General features: G+C 68.5%; 14 protein-coding genes. 4 read left to right on the top strand and 10 right to left on the bottom strand.

Annotated elements, in window-relative coordinates; translation table 11 throughout:
* Positions 1-152: 152 nt before the first annotated feature.
* From ACLML9_RS05875 to mftA, 7 genes are all read right to left on the bottom strand, one after another.
* Positions 153-545, bottom strand: a complete 393-nt coding sequence (locus ACLML9_RS05875) for a DNA-binding protein (RefSeq protein WP_411944514.1) — start codon at positions 543-545, stop codon at positions 153-155.
* On the bottom strand, positions 545-793 hold the full coding sequence (locus ACLML9_RS05870; RefSeq protein WP_411944513.1) for a hypothetical protein: 249 nt from the start codon (positions 791-793) through the stop codon (positions 545-547). Before ACLML9_RS05870 ends, ACLML9_RS05875 begins: the two co-directional genes overlap by 1 nt.
* A gap of 178 nt (positions 794-971) precedes the next feature.
* Positions 972-1271 carry a Scr1 family TA system antitoxin-like transcriptional regulator gene (locus tag ACLML9_RS05865; protein ID WP_411944512.1) on the bottom strand — a complete coding sequence of 100 codons (300 nt, stop codon included), beginning with the start codon at positions 1269-1271 and terminating at the stop codon, positions 972-974.
* Between the two features lie 1726 nt (positions 1272-2997).
* On the bottom strand, positions 2998-4455 hold the full coding sequence (gene mftG / locus ACLML9_RS05860) for a mycofactocin system GMC family oxidoreductase MftG (RefSeq protein WP_411944511.1): 1458 nt from the start codon (positions 4453-4455) through the stop codon (positions 2998-3000).
* A 19-nt stretch (positions 4456-4474) separates the two neighbouring features.
* Positions 4475-5875, bottom strand: a complete 1401-nt coding sequence (mftF, locus tag ACLML9_RS05855; RefSeq protein ID WP_411944510.1) for a mycofactocin biosynthesis glycosyltransferase MftF — start codon at positions 5873-5875, stop codon at positions 4475-4477.
* Positions 5876-6068: 193 nt separating this feature from the next.
* Entirely contained in the window at positions 6069-7574 is a 1506-nt protein-coding gene (gene mftC, locus ACLML9_RS05850; RefSeq protein ID WP_411944509.1) for a mycofactocin radical SAM maturase, read from the bottom strand.
* A gap of 16 nt (positions 7575-7590) precedes the next feature.
* The gene (gene mftA, locus ACLML9_RS05845) at positions 7591-7689 is read right to left on the bottom strand and encodes a mycofactocin precursor MftA (protein WP_411944539.1); all 99 of its coding nucleotides are present in this window, start codon (positions 7687-7689) and stop codon (positions 7591-7593) included.
* Between the two features lie 327 nt (positions 7690-8016).
* Between mftA and mftR2 the strand changes: the two genes are divergently transcribed.
* Together mftR2 and ACLML9_RS05835 are read left to right on the top strand one after the other, a co-directional pair.
* The gene (mftR2, locus tag ACLML9_RS05840; protein WP_411944508.1) at positions 8017-8667 is read left to right on the top strand and encodes a mycofactocin system transcriptional regulator MftR2; all 651 of its coding nucleotides are present in this window, start codon (positions 8017-8019) and stop codon (positions 8665-8667) included.
* Between the two features lie 68 nt (positions 8668-8735).
* On the top strand, positions 8736-9791 hold the full coding sequence (locus tag ACLML9_RS05835; protein ID WP_030525267.1) for a ferredoxin--NADP reductase: 1056 nt from the start codon (positions 8736-8738) through the stop codon (positions 9789-9791).
* Positions 9792-9916: 125 nt separating this feature from the next.
* Here ACLML9_RS05835 and ACLML9_RS05830 read toward each other — a convergent pair whose 3' ends face one another.
* Positions 9917-10675 carry a glutamate racemase gene (locus ACLML9_RS05830; RefSeq protein ID WP_411944507.1) on the bottom strand — a complete coding sequence of 253 codons (759 nt, stop codon included), beginning with the start codon at positions 10673-10675 and terminating at the stop codon, positions 9917-9919.
* Between the two features lie 9 nt (positions 10676-10684).
* Positions 10685-11884, bottom strand: a complete 1200-nt coding sequence (locus ACLML9_RS05825) for an NAD(P)/FAD-dependent oxidoreductase (protein ID WP_411944506.1) — start codon at positions 11882-11884, stop codon at positions 10685-10687.
* A gap of 315 nt (positions 11885-12199) precedes the next feature.
* Between ACLML9_RS05825 and ACLML9_RS05820 the strand changes: the two genes are divergently transcribed.
* Complete coding sequence (locus ACLML9_RS05820) at positions 12200-12556, top strand: SPW repeat protein (protein ID WP_411944505.1); 357 nt, start codon at positions 12200-12202, stop codon at positions 12554-12556.
* Positions 12557-12877: 321 nt separating this feature from the next.
* Positions 12878-14974 (top strand): hypothetical protein, encoded by a 2097-nt coding sequence (locus ACLML9_RS05815; protein ID WP_411944504.1) that lies wholly within the window; start codon positions 12878-12880, stop codon positions 14972-14974.
* Between the two features lie 10 nt (positions 14975-14984).
* Here ACLML9_RS05815 and ACLML9_RS05810 read toward each other — a convergent pair whose 3' ends face one another.
* Positions 14985-15188, bottom strand: a complete 204-nt coding sequence (locus ACLML9_RS05810) for a hypothetical protein (RefSeq protein ID WP_411944503.1) — start codon at positions 15186-15188, stop codon at positions 14985-14987.
* Between the last annotated feature and the right edge of the window lie 144 nt (positions 15189-15332).

Here is a 15332-nt window from a genome sequence, read left to right as displayed (position 1 = left end):
TGCCGGCCGATTCCGCCCGGTGGCCGGTGCCGTGATCACCACCGTCGTGTAGTTCATGACGAAGCTTCCACCGGCATCGTCGACCGCGGACATGCACAGCGAGCCCGTCCGGGAGCCGGACGACGCACTCTGCGCATGAAGCAGTTGAGTGCTCAAACTTTGATTATCTCGATCCCCGGCCCGCACAGCAGGGTGAGGTCCTCGGGATCAGAGGTGAGGATAGTGACCGGCGGCACGGCGCTTCGGGCGACAGCGGCGAGGGCTGCGTCTATCGCGTATTTGTGGCCGTGCAGCTGATGTGTCCGCAGGAGGTCGGCGGCGGAATCGCTTATGGTGCGGCTGATTTCGTGGAGGTCGAGGCGGGAGAGGACCCAGGCGATTCCGGCTTTGTTCAGTCGGCGGTCTTCCGCTTCCAGTCGGGTCATCGCTGTTGCGCCGACGCGGATGCCTTCTTGCCGCGCCGCTTCGACGTGGACGACGAGATTTCGATCACGGCGATAGAGCTTGGACAAACCTTCGCTGTCGAGCAGGAGGGTGCCGGGCATCAGGCTGCGTCCCCAGGTGCGTTTTTGTCGTGACGCAGCGCCGCGCGAGCAGCGTCGATTTCTTCTTGGGTGAGCGGGTCGTGGTCCTTGGCGTAGTCGGCGACGATTTCGCCGAGCTTGTCCATGGCGACGCGCTGTTCGAGCGCTTCGGTGATATATGCGGAGAAACCGCCGGGCCCGACATGCTCGCGAACAGTCTCGGCGAGTTCTTCGGGAAGGCTTACGGAGTATTTTCTGCTACCGCCCATGGCACTTATCCTACCATTGGTAGCATATATGGAGAACACCGAAGGCGACGGCCCGCGGTTCGAAAGTGAATCCGAGGGGATCGAACCCTGACCTTCTCGGTGCGGTCCACGCACAAGACGCCGCCCATTCCGACCTGGTGCCGCTACACCGACACCGGCCCCGACCACGGCGGTCGCGCTACCGGCCGAGCAGTCGGCCGTCTGGCCGAGCACGCCGAGTGATGATCTTCTGCCGCTGCATTTCGAGCTGCACACGCCGATCTTGTTCCTCGAGGATGTCTTCGGGCCGCCGTTCACGCGCCAGAGCGCGATCGTAGTTGGCTGTCCGAAGTAGCCCCGGCACCAGATCCGGCTGATACGAAATCACCTTGGTCGCTGCCGCTTCCAGGCCCACGTAGACGTCGAAGTCCTTCGGAATGAGATCACCGTATTGATGCCACCAGCTCTTGACGTTGGCCTGCTTCGCCAGTCCAGTCAAGGCCGCAGTCAAATCTTCCGGTACGCCGTAGAGATCGCAGGCCGCCTGAATGTCGCGAGTCTTGATCCTGGAGTTCTCTCCTTTTCGAGTCGTCCGAGGCTGGTCGCCCCCATCTCCAACAGTTGAGCAGCCTTGGCCTGTGTGTAGCCGGCCCTCGTCCGCCACTCCAGCAGGTGCCTGCCGAGTTGACGCCTGGGCAATGTGGAACCGATACCGCCTGCTGTATCAGGCATTTCATCCTCCGATTCGGGAGCCACCGATTCACCGATGCGGCGTAATCCTGCTACATGCACCGGTTCTCGCGCTGGCAATGCGGAGAACTTTTTTCGGAGCACCCGTTTCGGGTAGGGCTCCGGGAGTACGCGGTGTGTCATAACCCTGCGCCAGGTTCCACGCATTTCAGTGCGATCCGGCCGCCACCCGAAACCTCTTCGATGAAACCGAGGTGTCCCACCCATGACGCGAGCCACCGCACTCTGCCACCGCGATCGTTCCCGAGCCATCGGCTATCTCCGAACCGATATCTCCCGCGCCCACCAGCCCCGGCACACCGACGCCATCCGCCTGCTGGCCCGGCGGCAGGGCCACGCCCTTATCTACATCGTGCGATTGCGCCACGACTCGGTGCCGGATCCGGTCGGCCACGTACTGGATATGGTCCGCGCCACCGCAACCACCCCGGACTATGCAAGTGCACCTGACCTGCAATCCGCTCGACTGCCCGCGGAAGGCCGCCGCGTTCGCCAGGCCGGCCGAGGCCGGCAGGCTGGTTCCCGCCTCGCGCAGCCCGCGCCAACGCGCCCGTTGATGCCCGAACCCGCGGGCTCATCGACGGCCGTGCTCGTCGGCGGGTCGATCCGCCCTTGTGCCCCACAGCGCCGATGAACCACTCCTACAGAGCGCTGCGGTCTATGTAGAAGACTTCTACATAGATTTCTTCTATATAAATCGAACCTCATGCTTATTCGGGCGGTCTTCTATGGCCGGAGCCGACAACCGTGGATTCAGGTCGGAACCGCCGCTCAGCGGCGAGGGCGAGATAGTGGGCCGATCGGATCCTCTGGCGCGACGCGTGCACTTCACCGGATCGGCGAGAACCGATGGCCGGCAATTGATCGGTGCGACGGGGTCGATCGAAGTCGACAAATCTGGGTCGCGGGGAGTTCGCTGAGTCTTCCGCACCGGCGCCGTACCTTCCCCGTGTCCGGCGCCGGGTGCGGATTCTCGGGTGGCCGGATCACGTTGCCGCAGCGGGCCACCCGAGGGACCAGAGTACAAGCTCGCGGTCCGATTCCCGGGAGATCGACCCGGGGTGTCGAAAATGGGGATGCAATATTGCACGGTGCCGCTTGGTATTTCGGCGGGCCGACCCCGGTGAGCTGTATCCCCGACCGATACAGCTCACTTACCACACCGGTTGGCCCGGCGCAGGCAGTGGGGATACGCCGATAGCAGTCGGCTATACCTCGGTGGCGGCGATTCGCTCCTGGGTGCCGGGCAGTGTCCGGATGTCTGCAGAGGGGCCGGTCCTGATCACCGACCGGCGAATCGCACCGGTGGAAAGTACCGCACCGGCCACGGCCGCGCCAGTGGGAGATCCGGGCCCTGGCGGGCAGCCGGGCGGCCCGGCCGAGCGAGTTCGCCACCGATTAGCGCACAATCGACTGCTCCATGATCCAAAGGCGCTGCGGGAGCGTATAGGCAGGTGATCGATGGGACGGGGGATTCAGCGCAGCTCGGCGGTGGCCCGTTCCGCCAGCAGCACCACGGTCGCCTGCGGACCTCGGCTCAGCGGCACCGGCACCACGGACAGATCCACCACCGACAGCCCGTCCACCCCGTGCACCCGGAAACGCTCGTCGACCACCGCCCGCGGATCGTCCGCGCGTCCCATCCGGCAGGTACCCCCGAGATGCTGTGAGGTGCCGAGACGGTCGTACAGCCACCCATCCGAAACCGGGCCGGCAGACCCTACCGGTTCGGCCGCCATGGCCTCGAGGAGCTGCCCGGTGAGTTCCACCGCGTTGCGCAACCGGGTCCGGTCGATTCCGGTCCCGAGGTAACCGTGCTCGATCCGCGGCGCGGCCAGCGGATCGGCCGCGCTCAACACGATGGTGCCCGAACTGGTGGGCCGCATCAGGGTCACGCCTATCCGGTACACCCCCGGTGTGAACGCGACCGTGTAGGGGCGGATCTCGATATCGTCGAACTCCAGGACGTATTCCAGGGGGACGGACCGGCCCGCGGGCGCCGGATGCCGGTAATCGATCCCGATTTCGGGATGATCGGTGAGCCATCGCCCGACAGGTGCGTCGACGACCACCGGGATACCCAGCGCCGTCGACTCGGCGGCCGGTCCGATACCGGAACGTAGCAGTAGCGCCGCCGATTCGATCGCGCCCGCGCACAGCACAACCCGGTCGGCCCGGATCGTCTCCGGTTCGCCGCCGCGGCGGCAGTCCGCGCCGACCACCCGGCCGCCGCGGAAACGCAGCCGCGTCACCAGGGTTTCCCCCTGCACCGTCAGATTGGGACGCGACAGCGCCGGCAGCAGATAGGAATGCGCGGGCCCTATCCGATGACGCCGCCCGGAGCCGTCGGGCGGCCCGACCGTGCACGGCACCGGGCCGACACCCGATTCGGGGCCGCCGGGCAGCGCGTTCCAGTCCGCCACCTCACCGAATCCGAGTTTCCGGCAGGCCGTGCCGAACTCCACGACCAGCGGGGTGGGCGCGCGTGTCCGGCGTACCGGGACCGGCCCCGCCCGGCCGTGGCCGGGGTGATCCCCGTAGTCGTGATCGGTTTCCAACGCACGGAAATAGGGCAGCACCGACTCGAAGTCCCACGAGCGGGTGCCCACCTCCCCGCTCCACGCCGCGAAATCCCGCGCCGCGGCCCGGATGAAATAGGACCCGTTCACCGACCCCGAACCCCCGATACCGCGGCCGCGCACGATGGTGCCCGGCCGGTCCGGCGTCAGGGCTACGGAATACCGCCATAGCCAGGCCGCCTGATCACCGAGCGGCAGGTCGGCACTGTCGGCGAGCTCCGGGGGGAAGTCGTCGGCCGAAGCCCAGTGACTACCGGCCTCCACCACCCGCACGGTATGTCCCGGATCCTCGCTGAGCCGGGCGGCCAGTACACATCCGGCGGTCCCGGCGCCGATGATCAGCGTGTCCACCATGCGGGGTGACCTGCTCGGACTACTGGGGCGGGGCGGTCGGTTTGAGGGCGGCGGGGCTGCCCGCGCGGAGCGCGCCCAGCCACAGGCCGGTGCCGTAACCGATATCGTCGACCCGCCGGAACGCGATATAGCGCAACGGATCCAGTCCGCCCGGCTCGCGATGGGTGTACCAGTCGACGGCGCCCTCGGCCACCGCCAGCGACAATGCGATCTGTCTGATCCGGCGGGAGAACAGCATGGCGGCCAGGGTTATCGGCCAGTAGTGGCGGCACATGGCCGAGGCGATCCGCCACAGACCGGCGAAGAATCCGCGGGCCACGTAGATCGCCGCGACACCGGTCGGGTTGTCGACGCCGGCGAACGCGCGCCGCAACCGGCGCAACGGCAGCAGCAGCGTGAGTCCGGCGCCCAGCGCACCCCAGCGGGTCCGGGTGGCCAGCAGCAACGCCGCCGCCGCGGTCCATTTCGGTACCTGCAGCGGCGACACCATTCCCGCGTGCCGGTCGCTGAGGGGAGCGGCGCCGGTGCCGTAGAACATCTTGCGGCGGAACCAGTCCCGGAACGACACCCGGTGATCATGGGCCACATGTGCGGCCGGTTCGTAGCGGGCCCGCCAGCCCGAGCGTTCGAGACGCCAGCACAGGTCCACATCCTCGGCGACCTGCATGGTCTCGTCGAAACCGCCCTCGGCTTCCAGCACCGAGCGGCGCACCAGCAGCGCCGCGCTGGGCACATAGGACACCACTCCGCGCGATTGCACCGCCGATTCGCGGCGGCCCAGGTCCAGCGAGGAGCGGGCGTGCTCGTAGCGCGCCAGGGTATTGGTTTCCGGGTCCAGCGCCACGATCCGCGGCGCGACCAGGGCGACCTGGGGGTCGCTGAAATGCCCGAGCATCACTTCGAGCCAGCCGCTGCGCGGTACCACGTCCGAGTCGAGGAAGGCCACGAACTGGGTCGTCGCCGCCCGCAGGCCGGTGTTACGGGCCGCGGCCGGACCGCGGCGCCGTTCGTGCCGCAGCACTTTCACCCGGCACCGGCCGGTGTGCTCATCGGCTATCCGTACCTCGTCGTCGGAACCGTCGTCGACCACGATCACCGTATGCCCGCGCAGCGCGGCCAGCAGCCGGTCCAGTCCGCCGGGATTGTTGTGCAGCGGGACGATGATCGTCACGTCCTCCGGCGACGGCAACAGCCGCGGCCGGGGATTGGCCACCCCGGAATCCAGTAGCCGTCTGGCAACCACTGCCGATTGCGGACTGTTCACCTCGAGATAGCCGTCGCCGATCATTTCGGCGGCCTCGGGAGCCAGGCGCAGCAACCGGGCAGGTGAACCTCCGATAAGGATTCGACCCCCCGAGTATGCGCGTACCCGTGGGTCGATCCGCACCCCGAATCCGTCGGGCAGGCGATCACTGCGCATTCCACGAATGGTAACTGCCGATTCGATACAAGACATCAGCAGTCCGGGAAAAAGTACTTCGAGCTGAAGAAGTTCCCGAAATCACCGGAAGTTCGGGCATGAAATGAGTCACCACCGCTGTAGCGCGGGTATGAAAAGCCGCCCGGAGCAACGGTCTGGCTATCGTCGCTCCGGGTGGCTTCCCGGAAGGTGCTCACACGAGCGGACTCTCATCGCACGCGCGTGCCGGACGCCGCGCCGGCGGCAACAGCGTCAGCGGAACCGGACCCCCGGAGCGCGATCGGCGCGGGGCACTCTTACGCGAATGGTCCACCGCCGGACGTGGGATCACCCGCCCGGTGGCGGCCAGTGCCGCTTCCCCGTAGCCCTGCACGCATTCCGGATCCGGGCCGTCGGCGGGCAGTCCGGTGAAGAACTTCGCCGCCATGCACCCGCCACGGCAGGAGTCGTAGTGCGCGCAGGACGCGCAGGCTCCGCCGCCGCTGGGCTCCCGCAGTTCCTCGAACAGCGCCGAGTCCCGCCACACCGTGGCGAAACCGCCGTCGGTGACCACGTTTCCGGCATGGAATTTCTCGTGGATGGCGAACGGGCAGGCGTAGACGTCACCCAGCGGATCGACCAGGCACACCACCCGGCCGGCCCCGCACAGGTTCAGTCCCGGCAACGCCTGGCCGTAGGCGGAGAGGTGGAAGAACGAATCTCCGGTGAGCACCCCGTCGCCGTTGCGGACCAGCCAGTCGTAGAGCGTGCGCTGCTGTTCCGGAAGCGGATGCAGTTCGTCCCAGACGTCCGCGCCGCGACCCGACGGCCGGAGCCGGGTGAGCCGCAGGGTGGCGCCGTAGCGGTCCGCGATCTCCTTGAACTGGTCGAGTTGGTCGATATTGTGCCGGGTCGCCACCACGGACAATTTCGCGTCCCGGAATCCGGCGTTCGCGAGATTCTCCAGCGCCCGGATCGCCGTGGCGTAGCTACCCGCCCCACGGACCGCGTCGTTCACCTCGGCGTCGGCACCGTCCAGCGAGATCTGCACGTCGACATAATCGCTGGCGGCGAGCCGCTGCGCGACCTCCGGGGTGATCCGTACCCCGTTCGTGGAGAACTTGACCCCGACCTGATGCGAGGTCGCGTAATCGACCAGTTCCCAGAAATCCGGACGCACGGTGGGTTCACCGCCGCCGATGTTCACGTAGAACACCTGCATCCGCTGGAATTCGTCGATCAGCGCCTTGCACTGTTCGGTGCCGAGTTCACCGGGATCGCGCCGGCCCGACGAGGACAGACAGTGCACGCACGAGAGATTGCACGCGTAGGTGAGTTCCCAGGTGAGGCAAATCGGAGCCGCGAGGCCCGATTCGAAACGGTCGACCAGCCGGACCGCCGGATCGGCCGGTCCCACCCCGGTGAAGGGTGCGGGCTCGCTGAGCGCCGCCGTTTCCGGCGCGCGCTCGATCATCTGCGAATCGGCCAGCTCGGACAGTGCCCGCAGGTAGGGGGCGGCGGCCGCGTCCTCGATCCCGGCGGCCCGGACAGCCGCGCGGGCCGAGGCGTGCCCGGGCAGGGAACGCACGATCTCGACGATCCGCGGATTCTTCAGGAACGACAGTTTGCGGGTCCCGAAGTGGTAGAGCAGCGCACCGAAGGGTTCCGGCCGCAGCGCCACCCGGGGATGCAACTGCCAGCGGTTTTCCAGATCGAGCATGGTTGGCTCCCGCCGGTCAGTAGACGCCGCACATACCGTCGATGGACACCTCTTCGATCAGCGATTCCTCGATCACGGGCGCATTGCCGGCCGCCTCGGTGTCGACGGTCGCGATCGGGCCGCGGTGATCGGTTTCGGCCGATCCGAAGGAGCGGTTGTCCGCCATGGCTACCTCCACAGATTGGTGCCTGCGCCGGCTCGATGCCGTGGTGACCCGCCCGCCGCGGCGCCGCTGGGGATACCGCCGGTGGGCCCCGGCACAGCGCCGGCGCCGCGGTCGCCCGGTGCGACCACGGTCACACCATAACGTCATCCACTGACAAAATGGAACAGTTTTCGGGTAATGTCCACGCTCACGCCGAAACGCGACCTCTAGACTGCGGGGGCAGAGCAGCTGAACAGAACGTGACGAGCGGATGCCGCTCGACGTGTAGAGGTGGCAATGGGAGTCGTGCGAATGCAGGCGAGCGGGGGTGGGGGCGGTAACGGCAGCACCCTCTCGGAGACCGAGATCGTCGAGGCGGCACTTCGGGTGGTACGCGCCGACGGGGTGGAGAAGTTGTCCATGCGGCGACTCTCCCGGGAACTCGGCGTCTCCCCCATGGCGCCGTACTACTACGTCGCCGACAAGCGCGAGCTACTGGACCTGGTGGCCAGCGCGGCGCTCGCCGGGGTGCGCAAACCGCCGCCCGACTCGGGCCCCTGGCAGGACCGCCTGGTCGATCTGCTCGCCCAGATCGACGAACGGCTGCGCCGGCACCCCGGGCTGGGCGATGTACTGATCGAGCAGATGCTCGGGAAACAGCTCGACCTGATCGCCGGAATCATGGAGATCCTCTACGAGGCCGGGTTCGACGACCGCAATGTCCTGGCCGGTTACGCCACGATCCACACCTACCTGTTCGGCCGGCGCCGGGTGAATCCGCGCAACCTCGACACCCCGCCCGATGTGGTGATGCCGGAACGAGTGGCCCGCGCAATGGAATACCTGCCCGATCTGCGCGGCAAGTATTCCTACGATTTCGGCGTGGGCGTCCTGGTCTCCGGCCTGGAGGGTCAGCTCGTCCGCCAACAATCCGCCGGCATAGGGTAAAATTGGAACACGTTCTAGTTTTGCCGTAGGCTCGGAGCCACCGGCAACCAGTGTTTCGAGAGGACGAGATGACCACCGTCGAAGTGCCCCATGGCTCGCGATCCGTCGTATTGCGGGTCGCTCAGGTCATCGCGGAAACCACCGACGCGAGCTCGCTGGTCTTCGAGGTCCCCGAGCAGGCGCGAGAGAAGTTCGCGTACCAGCCCGGCCAGTTCCTCACCCTGCGTATCCCCAGCGACCGCACCGGATCGGTGGCGCGCTGCTATTCGCTGGCGAGTTCGCCTTTCACCGACGACCTACCCAAGGTCACGGTGAAACGCACCAGCGACGGATACGGCTCCAACTGGCTCTGCGACAACATCAAGCCGGGTGACCAACTCGAGGTGTTGCCGCCGTCCGGGGTATTCACCCCGAAGGACCTCGACGAGGACCTGCTGCTGTGCGCGGCGGGCAGCGGTATCACCCCGGTGATGTCCATTCTCAAATCCGCACTGGCGCGGGGCAGCGGCAAGATCGTGCTGTTCTACGCCAACCGCGACGCCGAATCGGTGATCTTCGCGTCCGAACTGCGCGAACTGGCCGAGAAGAACCCGCAGCGGCTGGTGGTGGTGCACTGGCTGGAGACCCTGCAGGGCCTGCCGACCGTGACCGCGCTGTCCGAACTGCTGCGGCCCTACACCGAGTACGCGGCCTTCATGTGCGGTCCGCGGCCCTTCATGGACGGGGTGCACGACGCCCTCACCCAGCTCGGGGTACCGCGCAACCGCACCCACGCCGAAATCTTCAACTCACTCGCCGGTGACCCGTTCGCCGAAACCGCCCCGGCCGAGATCTCCGAGGAGGAGGCCGCGGACGCGGCGACCGTGGAGGTCGAACTGGACGGTGAGACGCACAACCTGAGCTGGCCGCGGAAACAGACCCTGGTCGACATCATGCTGGACAAGGGCCTCGATGTGCCCTACTCCTGCCAGGAGGGCGAATGCGGGTCCTGCGCCTGCACCGTGCTCGAGGGCAAAGTCGAGATGGAGAACGCCGAGATCCTCGATCCCGAGGACATCGAGAACGGATACATCCTGGGCTGCCAGGCCCGCCCGGTCACCGACCACCTGCGTATCCAGTTCTGACCTCTCACCCGGAGGAACTCGCTCACCGAGAAATCGCCGGTTCGTGGTGTCCGGATGGACGATATCCGCCTCGCGCAGCCGCTGCCGGGTGGCGATATGACGGGATTCGCGCCCGTAAAGGCGGCCTACCGAGCCCCCAGGATGCGCCCGGACTCGTACGCGGCCGCACCGGGCGGCAGCACTCCGGGCCGGCCGCTCAGATACACCTGTACCGTCCCGTCGCCGGTCGTCGCGCCCCCCAGCGCCTCCATCCGCCGCACCGTCTGCGCGGCGACGGCCTGCGCGCTGTCGAACAGCCGGACGCCGTCGGGCAGCGCGGCGAGGATGCTGTCCACGATCAGCGGGTAGTGGGTGCAGCCCAGCACCACGCCCTCGATATCGGCGGGCGTCCGGGCCGCCGCGTCCGCCACCGCCGCGCGCACCCCGGCCATATCACCGCGGTCCACCGCTTCGGCGAGTCCGTGGCAGGCCACCCCGGTCACCTTCGCCTCGCCACCGAACCGCGCGATCAGATCCGCCTGGTAGGGGCTGGCCGTAGTGGCCGCGGTCGCCCATACGGCCACCGACCGGCAGGCCGCCGCGGCCGGTTTGATCGCCGGGACCGTACCCACCACCGGAACCGCGGCGCCCAGATCGGCCCGGACGTGTTCGAGCGCGGTCACGCTGGCGGTGTTACACGGCAGCACGACCACCTCGGCGCCCAGGTCACGCGCGGTGCGTCCGGCCGCGACCACCCGATCGATCATCCAGTCCTGCGGTTTGGGGCCCCATGGCGCCCCTTCGGGGTCCAGTTGCAGCAGCAGGTCCACATCGGGGCGCAGCTTGCGCAGCCACGCCGCGGTGGGCAGCAGCCCGAAACCCGAATCGATGAGCGCGACGATCACCCCCACAGGTTATTGACTCGCGCCGAGCAATTCCTCCACCGGGGCAGCCGCGGCGATCTTGGCGCGCATCTTCATCACCTGACCGGTCATCCCGGCGCCCACCACTCCGGACAACCGGCCCTCGCGGAAGTAGTAGGCGAGGAACTTGCGGCCGTCGTCGGCGAGGATGCGGATATCGTCGGCCGCGCGCGGCGTACCGAGCGCCTGCAACTTCAGGTCGTACTGATCGCTCCAGAAGTACGGGACCTGCGGGATACCCGGCGCCGCCACTCCCAGCAGGGCGCAGGTCAGCAGCTTGGCCTGTTCGCCGGCATTGGTCCAGTGCTCGATCCGGCGATGTTCACCCGTGGGGGTCCGCCACGCCGCCACATCGCCCACCGCCCAGACGCCGGGCACACTGGTCCGCCCGGCCTCGTCGGCGAACACTCCGCCACCGGCAGTCGGTTCGGCCAGCTCGATCCCGGATCCGGCCAGCCAGTCGGTCACCGGGCGCGAGCCGATACCCGACACCACCAGATCCGCGGTCACCTCGGACCCGTCGGCCAGCCGCGCGCCGCGCACCCGGCCCGCCGGATCGGCCAGCAGTCCGGCCACCCCGACCCCACAGCGCAGATCCACACCTTCGGCCCGGTGCCACCGGGCCACCAGTTCGCCGAGCTCCGCGCCGAGCACCCCGGCCAGCGGGGCCGGCTGCGGTTCCACCAGCACCACGGGCACGTTCTGCGCGCGCAGGCTCGCGGCCAGTTCACAGCCGATGAAGCCGGCGCCGATCACCAGGGCCGCGGTGGTGTCGCGCACCCCTTCCCGGATCGCGACCGCGTCGTCGTGGCTGCGCAGTACGTGGACGCCGGTCACCTCGTCGGCGCCGGGCAGCAGCCGGGGCCGCAGCCCGGTGGCGACGACCAGGTGCTCGTAGGCGATCGTGGAGCCGTCGGCCAGCCGCACCTGTTTGGCGTCGGTGTCCACGCCGGTCGCGGCCGTACCCAGGCGCAGGTCGATCTGCTTCTCGTCGTAGAACTCGTCCGGACGCAATGGCGTCGCGGTGGTTTCGCCGCGGACGAACTGTTTGGACAGCGGCGGACGATCGTAGGGTGCGCGCGGCTCGTCACCCAGCAGCACCAGCTCGCCCTCGTACCCCGCGCGGCGCAACTCCTCGGCGGTGCGTAATCCGGCCAGGCCGGCACCGGCGATCACGATCGGTGCGGACATACCGAACTCCCTCCCCGCGGCACCCGTGCGCCGCGCCTGGAACAGGTTACAGAAAATTGTGTAGCCCACCCTAACAAGCACAGCTCGGCGAAGCCCATCCCCGATCCGCACGACCGCGGCGATGACGGAGCCCCCCGAGGAGCGCACGCGGAGGTGGACCGGGCCGGCCGGGCTACTCCGCGGCGGAAGCGCGTCCGCTGCGCATCGTTTCGCCGCGCAATCGTGTCCGTTGCGATATCGACCGGTCGCGGCCGGACACGCTATACCGAGGTCAGGCCCTTTCTACGGACCTGTTTCCAGTCTCAGGAGGCCATTATGTTCACAGAAAGCCGGACTCAGGATTTCCTGGCCGTGGTGCTCGGTGTCTTCACCGCCCTCTCCCCGATCTGGGTGGCGACCAACAACCGGGCAGTGTGGACGATGATCGTGCTCGGAGCGCTCATCGCACTCACCGGACTCGCCCAGATGTACCGGCCCGCGATGGCAGCGGCCGACTACGGAATGGCACTGTTCGGCGCACTGCTGTTCATCGCACCGTGGGCCATGAACTACACCGGCTACAACGGGGCGTCGTGGACGTCGTGGATCGTCGGAATCGTCACCGTCGTAGTCGCCGTGGCAGCACTGCCGACGGTGGCCGGCCGGATGCACGGGGCCGCGACGCACCACTGAACCGCACCCACCTCGACGAGCTACCCGCCGGCCGAGCCCGGCGGGCAGACTCATTTGCGCCATCGACACCACCGGGAAAATTTCGAGGGGACCCTACAGACCCGGCGCGCAGCGGGCCTCCGCTGCACCCTTGCGCGCCGGTTTCCGCACACCCCGCCGTCCGGGCACGTCAGAGCCGCGTATCCGGATGTCCCGGACGCGGATCCGCGCGCCGGCCGCTCTCCGCCGGGATGTAATATCGATCACCGCGGAAGGCTCACGCACCATTCATGGGCTTCGCACACTAGAACGAAATCCACCCCGGCGGGTAAGAATGGGCCCATGGATGCCGAAAATGCCAGCCTCGGAGACGAACGTCGCGGCCGCCAGGAGGAGTACGGCCGCGCGCAAGAGAACTCCGAGTCGAGGGGCTTCGCCGGCTTCGGATCGAATCAATTCGATTCGGCGAATGGAACGAACGGCGCCACGAACCGATCCGATTCCGTACCGGATCACGGTTATACGTGGACCCCCGCACCACCGTCCACTCCCGCGCAGAACCAGCACAGCACCGGCGGATCGGCGGCATTGGACCCGTTCGCCGCCTGGAACACCCCCGGAGTCATCGGTGACACCGCCGCTGTCGGCGTCATGACATCCGGTAACCAGGAACCGGATTCCCGCTTCAGTACCTCACCCACGGATCCGTCCCAGTTCCCCGCACCTCCCGACGATCCCAGCGGACCGGATACCGCCGCGCTGTCCACCCGGCACAGCGCCGGGCCCGTGAGCGATCCCGGACGAACCGATCCCGGGGCGCTGCCGCGCAACTCGCCGCCGGGCCCCGGCCAGGCCGGCGACCACTCGGCCGCACTCGCCTCCTCGGCACGTATCCCCGCGCCCGGATCGCCGTACGCGGCCGAGTTGCCGCCGTCCGCCGATCCCACGGCCGGCCGGCCCGACTCGTTCTCTGTCCCGACCACTCAATTGCCCACATCGGGCTCGTTGGAGGCCGCCTATCCGCTGCCGCCCGAGACACCGCAGCGACCCGACAACTACGGCGATCCATCCGCGGACACCGGGTCGCTGCCGAGCTGGCTCAGCTCGATCGGAGACGAACCGGTACCGCACCCGCTGGAAACCGGCGGGCGGCGCCGCAAACTCGATCTCACCGAATCCGGCGCACCGGCCGACGCGTTCAACCCGTTCGAGGACCAGTATGCGCCCGGGCAGGAGGAGAACCCCGCGGTCGCGGTCACCGATCCGCACCCGCTGTCCGGGGCTCCGGGCGAGGAGCGCGGGACCGCACTCGACGGCGATCCCGGCACCCGGCCCGAACTGCCGTCGCGCGGACTGCCCACCCGTAGCTCCCATGGCCGCACCGCTCCCGGTCCGGGCGCCGAGGAGGAATCCGCCGCCCCGCCGCTGCCGATCCGGCGCCTGCCGCGGTCGGCGGCCCGGCACGCCCCCGCCCCGGCCGACGAGACGAACACGGCGGCGCACAACGCCCACGAGGCGCTTCCGGCGAACGCCGTGAGTCTGCCGGAACCGGCGCAGACCGGCGACCCGTCCGATACCGCGAACAACGAACGCGAACTGCCGGCGCCGCGTCGGTTGCCGCGGTCCGCGACCCGGTACAACACCGACGACGAACAGCCGGACGCCCATGGCGATCAGCAACCCGCGCTGCGGATCGCGGTACAGCCCGAAGAAGCGGACCCGGCCGACGAGACCGGCGCGCATACCGCTCCGCCGCGGCTGGCCCCACCGGACGGCATCCCGATCCTCGACCGGCTGCTGGAGCCAGAACCCGCGCACGGTATGGACCCCGGCGACGAATCCGGCGCGCCGGTGGCCGAATTGCTCAGCCGGATCCTGGAATCCAAGGATCCCCGGCACTCCGGATCCGACGAACCGGCCGAGGAGGCACCGGAAACCACCGCCGCTGCGTTATCGCCGCTGACCCTCGTACGCGACGCCGCGGGCGAGCCGGCCGCGGAATCGGGTGAGGGAGCCGATTCGCGGCCGCCGCTGGAAACACGCCGCTCTCGGCGGGCGCGTGAGGAGGCCGAGGCCATCGGGTCCGAGGTGCCGGACCGTCCGGAGGCGGCCCTGTCGGGCCCCGCACCGGAACCGGTACCGGCGCTGCCGGTGGCCCGGCACCCGGCGCCGGTGGCGGACACCACATCCCGGCACAGCCGCAGCGAGGAAGGCGCCGATATAGATATCCACCTCATCATGCGTTTGCTGACCGCGAGCGATGATCTCGAAGTCCTGGCCGGACAGGCGGAGACGGGCGAGGTGTCGGCCGCGGAGGTGGCCCGCGCCGCACGCGAGGCCCGGGCCGCGGTCCTCTCCGCGGTCACCGCCTGGTACGGCGGCCCGGCTCAAATGGTGAAGTTCGCCAACGCCCTGCTCCAGGCCGCCCGCGAAACCTGATCCGACGTAGTCACGTCCGGTTGCCGGCCACGGCCTGCCACCGTCGCACCAGCCGGCGGCAGGCGGCCACCAGTTCCGGGGGCACCACCTCGGCGAGGTCGGTATCGAATGTGGCGAGCAGTCCCGCGACACCGGCCCAGGACCAGGCACCGATGGTGAGCCGCGGCGGTACCGGGGTCGGGGCGGGTGCCGTCGGGCCCGAGGGTTTCGACAACGAGCATCTCGTGACGGCGTACGGCACTGCCCGCGGCCTGCAACGCCTCGATGGGTGGCCCCGGAAACTCCCAGTAGTTCTGCAAACTCGTCAGCCGCAATGCTTCCACGGCCGCGCGCAGGCGGACGGGCATGACCTGTTCGA

Source organism: Nocardia sp. NPDC002869, assembly GCF_046764065.1.
In the GTDB taxonomy this organism is placed as follows: domain Bacteria; phylum Actinomycetota; class Actinomycetes; order Mycobacteriales; family Mycobacteriaceae; genus Nocardia; species Nocardia rhamnosiphila.
The sequence above is the reverse complement of the archived record's forward strand: the minus strand, read 5'-3'. Positions and strand labels throughout refer to the sequence as shown.

Excerpts from the sequence above, each read along its gene's own strand:
- ACLML9_RS05835 (WP_030525267.1), top strand. The coding sequence starts at position 8,736 with ATGACCACCGTCGAAGTGCCCCATGGCTCGCGATCCGTCGTATTGCGG.
- ACLML9_RS05820 (WP_411944505.1), top strand. The coding sequence starts at position 12,200 with ATGTTCACAGAAAGCCGGACTCAGGATTTCCTGGCCGTGGTGCTCGGT.
- mftR2 (WP_411944508.1), top strand. The coding sequence starts at position 8,017 with ATGGGAGTCGTGCGAATGCAGGCGAGCGGGGGTGGGGGCGGTAACGGC.
- ACLML9_RS05825 (WP_411944506.1), bottom strand. The coding sequence starts at position 11,884 with ATGTCCGCACCGATCGTGATCGCCGGTGCCGGCCTGGCCGGATTACGC.
- ACLML9_RS05815 (WP_411944504.1), top strand. The coding sequence starts at position 12,878 with ATGGATGCCGAAAATGCCAGCCTCGGAGACGAACGTCGCGGCCGCCAG.
- mftG (WP_411944511.1), bottom strand. The coding sequence starts at position 4,455 with ATGGTGGACACGCTGATCATCGGCGCCGGGACCGCCGGATGTGTACTG.
- ACLML9_RS05875 (WP_411944514.1), bottom strand. The coding sequence starts at position 545 with ATGCCCGGCACCCTCCTGCTCGACAGCGAAGGTTTGTCCAAGCTCTAT.
- mftF (WP_411944510.1), bottom strand. The coding sequence starts at position 5,875 with ATGCGCAGTGATCGCCTGCCCGACGGATTCGGGGTGCGGATCGACCCA.
- ACLML9_RS05870 (WP_411944513.1), bottom strand. The coding sequence starts at position 793 with ATGGGCGGTAGCAGAAAATACTCCGTAAGCCTTCCCGAAGAACTCGCC.
- mftC (WP_411944509.1), bottom strand. The coding sequence starts at position 7,574 with ATGCTCGATCTGGAAAACCGCTGGCAGTTGCATCCCCGGGTGGCGCTG.